We start from the raw sequence: 3,972 nt of genomic DNA, 5'->3' as shown, positions 1-3,972 counted from the left end.
CGCCGCCCACTACCGTCAACGTGATCCTTGCCAACGCTTCAACCCGCGCGCAATCCGCGCCACCGCTTCCTGCAATCGTGGCACTTCCTGCGTGTACGCCAGGCGCACGTGCTGGTTGGCGCGATGGAAGCCGAAATCCAGGCCCGGGGTGAACGCCACGTGCTCGGTTTCCAGGAAGTGGGCACAGAACGCCTGCGCGTCGTCGGTGAACGCGCTGACATCGGCATACAGGTAGAACGCGCCCTGCGGCTCGACTTCGATGCGGAAGCCCAGTTCGCGCAACGCGGGCAGCAGGAAGTCACGGCGCTGGCGGAAGGCTTCGCGGCGCTGCTCGAAGATCGCCATCGATTCCTCGCTGAAGCAGGCCAGCGCTGCATGCTGGGCAATGCTCGACGCGCTGATGTACAGGTTCTGGGCGAGCTTCTCCAGATCAGGCACGGCCGCAGGCGGTGCCACCAGCCAACCCAGCCGCCAGCCGGTCATGCCGAAGTACTTGGAGAAGCTGTTCAGCACGAACGCGCTGTCGTCCACCTGCAGTACGCTGGGCGCGTCCAGGCCGTAGGTCAGGCCGTGGTAGATCTCGTCCACCACCAGGTGGCCACCGCGCGCGTGCAGGCTCTGCGACAGTGCCGCCAGTTCATCAGCGGACAGCACGGTGCCGGTTGGATTGGCCGGTGAGGCAACCAGCGCGCCGACACTGTCGGCATTCCAGTGCTGTTCCACCAGAGAAGGGGTCAGCTGATAGGCGGTATCCGGCCCGACCGGCACCAGCTGTGCGCCACCTTCGACCAGGCGCAGGAAATGGCGGTTGCAGGGATAGCCCGGGTCGGCCAGCAGCCAGTGGCGGCCGGGATCGACCAGCAGGCTGCTGGCCAGCAGCAGCGCGCCGGAACCACCCGGGGTGACCAGGATGCGTTCGGGGTCGATATCCAGCGCGTAGTGGCTGCGATAGAAGCCGCTGATCGCCTGGCGCAGGGCCGGTAGGCCGCGTGCGGCGGTGTAGCGGGTATGGCCGGCCGCCAACGCGGCCTGGCCGGCGCGCACCACGGGTTCGGCGGTGGTGAAGTCCGGTTCGCCGATCTCCAGATGGATCACATCATGGCCGGCCTGTTCCAGCGCCTGCGCGCGGGCCAGCAGGGACATCACGTGGAACGGGGCGATTTCATGGCTGCGCCGGCTGTAGCCCGGCGTGTGGGGCAGGGTACTCATGCGCCCATGGTACGCCGGGCGGCAAGGGTGCGCCGCAGCGGTGGTAGAGTCGAGCTTGCTCGACTGCGGTTGCGGTCAGTCGAGCAAGCTCGACTCTACCTACGCCACGGACGCCATTGCGTAACCGCACCAGGAGCCTTATCTCATGAAATCCACCCTCTGCCTGTTGCTTGCCAGCCTGATGACCACCACCGCTACTGCTGCCACTCCGCCCGTTCCGCCGGATGCCGCCAAGCATCCGCACGTGGTCAAGGCGCCGTTCGGCGCGACCCGCAACGACGACTATTACTGGCTGCGCGACGACAAGCGCGAAAATAAGGACATGCTGGCCTACCTGCAGGCCGAGAATGCCTACGCCGACCAGCTGCTGGCGCCGCTGAAGCCGCTGGAAGACACCCTGTACAAGGAGATCGTCGGCCGCATCAAGCAGGACGATTCCAGCGTGCCGGCGCGCGAGCGCGGCTACTGGTACTACAGCCGCTTCGAGACCGGCCAGGACTACCCGATCCATGCCCGCCGCAAGGGCGGCATGGACGCGGCCGAGGAAATCCTGCTGGACGTCAACGCGATGGCGGCCGGCAAGGGCTACTTCAGCGTCGGCTCGATGGAAGTGAGCCAGGACAACCAGCTGCTGGCCTGGGCCGACGATGACGTCGGCCGCCGCCAGTACACGATCCGCTTCAAGGACCTGCGCACCGGCCAGGTGCTGCCCGACGTGATCACCGGCAGCTCCGGCGACCTGGTCTGGGCCGACGACAACCGCACCGTGCTGTACGTCGAGAACGATCCGGAAACCCTGCTGACCGTGCGGGTGAAGAAGCACGTGCTGGGCACCCCGGCCAGCGCCGACACCGTCGTCTACGAAGAGAAGGACGACAGCTTCTACATGGGCATCGGCCGCACCCGCGACGATCGCTTCATCACCATCGGCGTCCACAGCACCGTGTCCTCGGAAGAGCGCTACGCACCGGCCAGCGACCCGACCACCTTCACCGTGCTGGCGCCACGCCAGCGCGACGTCGAGTACGACGCCGATCACTACGACGGCCGCTGGGTGATCCGCACCAACGATGGTGCGAAGAATTTCAAGCTGGTCACCGCGCCGACCGACGCCACCTCGCGCGCGCAGTGGAAGGATTGGATCGCGCATGACGATGCGGTGTTCATCGAAGGCTTCGAGCTGTTCGACAGCTACACCGCCATCGCCGAACGTTCCGAAGGCCTGGAGCGCATCCGCCTGCTGTTCAAAGACGGCCGCAGCGATTACGTGAAGGCCGACGAGCCGGCGTATTCGATGGGCCTGGGCGACAACACCGAGGCCGATACGCCGTGGCTGCGCTACGTCTATACCTCGATGACCACCCCGACCACCGTGTTCGAGTTGAATACCGCTACCGGCGAGCGCCGTCAGTTGAAGGTGCAGCCGGTGATCGGCTATGACGCCTCGAAGTACGAAACCGATCGCGTCTGGATCACCGCGCGCGATGGCGTGAAGGTGCCGGTGTCGCTGGTCTACCGCAAGGGCTACCAGAAGGACGGCAAGGGCGCGTTGTTCCAGTACGCCTATGGCAGCTACGGCATGTCGATGGACCCGTACTTCAACCAGACCGCGGTGAGCCTGCTCGATCGTGGCGTTGTGTATGCCATCGCCCACATCCGCGGTGGCCAGGAGATGGGTCGCGACTGGTACGAGAACGGCAAGCTGCTGCACAAGCAGAACACCTTCAACGATTTCATCGACGTCACCCGGGGCCTGGTGGCGCAGGGCTGGGCGGCGAAGGATCGCGTCGCCGCGTCCGGTGGCAGCGCCGGTGGCCTGTTGATGGGCGCGGTGGCCAACCAGGCCCCGCAGGATTACCGGGTGATGGTGGCGCAGGTGCCGTTCGTCGACGTGGTCACCACCATGCTCGACCCGACCATCCCGCTGACCACCAACGAGTACGACGAGTGGGGCAACCCGGAGCAGAAGCCGTTCTACGACTACATGCTGTCCTACTCGCCCTACGACAACGTGAAGAAGCAAGCCTATCCGGCGCTGTTCGTCGGTACCGGCCTGTGGGATTCACAGGTGCAGTACTGGGAGCCGGCCAAGTGGGTGGCCAAGCTGCGTGACGACAACACCGGCCATTACCCGATCCTGTTCCGCACCAACATGGAAGCCGGCCACGGCGGCAAGTCGGGGCGCTTCCAGCGCTACCGCGAGCTGTCCGAGTCGTATGCGTTCGTGCTGCAGCAACTGGGCATCGCCCAGCCGTGATCGCAACGGGGTGCCGGGCGTTGCCTGGCACCCTGAACCGGTATCCTTCGGCCATGAGCGCGCCTGATCCTTCCGCCCCCCGCGATGCCCCCGCGCCCCCGCGCGTGGTGCGTTTCCGCTGGGCGTGGTGGCTGCTGGCCTACGTCAGCCTGGGTACCGGCATCGTCGGCATCTTCGTGCCGGGGCTGCCGACCACCGTATTCATCCTGATCTCGGCCTGGGCCGCCTCGCGCGGTTCCGAACGCCTGCACAACTGGCTGCTGCAGCATCCGCGTTTCGGCCCCGCCATCGCCAACTGGCAGGCGCATGGCGCGGTCAGCCGCTACGGCAAGTGGATGGCCACGATCACCATGGCGGTGTGCGCCGCGATCATGCTGTGGTGCGTGCCGATCGCCTGGGTGAAGTGGTTTTCGATCGGCAGCATGACCGTGGTGGCGATCTGGCTGTGGACGCGACCGTTGCCGCCACCCGTGGATTGAGCGCCTGCGGTAGTGGGGGGCGGGGGG

At 66.2% G+C, this 3,972-nt stretch carries 3 protein-coding genes; 2 read left to right on the top strand and 1 reads right to left on the bottom strand.

The genetic code is table 11. The features are described 5' to 3' along the window. Positions 1-15 precede the first annotated feature (15 nt). Positions 16-1,209, bottom strand: coding sequence for a pyridoxal phosphate-dependent aminotransferase (locus O0J73_RS21760; protein WP_308309620.1), 1,194 nt, complete (start codon positions 1,207-1,209; stop codon positions 16-18). A 145-nt stretch (positions 1,210-1,354) separates the two neighbouring features. Between O0J73_RS21760 and O0J73_RS21755 the strand changes: the two genes are divergently transcribed. Continuing rightward, positions 1,355-3,466: a S9 family peptidase gene (locus O0J73_RS21755; protein WP_308309619.1), complete on the top strand. Its 2,112-nt coding sequence runs from the start codon at positions 1,355-1,357 to the stop codon at positions 3,464-3,466. A gap of 53 nt (positions 3,467-3,519) precedes the next feature. Then, entirely contained in the window at positions 3,520-3,945 is a 426-nt protein-coding gene (locus O0J73_RS21750) for a YbaN family protein (RefSeq protein ID WP_006471105.1), read from the top strand. Positions 3,946-3,972: the final 27 nt, after the last annotated feature.

This window comes from Stenotrophomonas sp. Sm6012, assembly GCF_030985895.1.
GTDB lineage: Bacteria > Pseudomonadota > Gammaproteobacteria > Xanthomonadales > Xanthomonadaceae > Stenotrophomonas > Stenotrophomonas forensis.
This window is presented reverse-complemented; position numbering and strand designations above follow the sequence as displayed.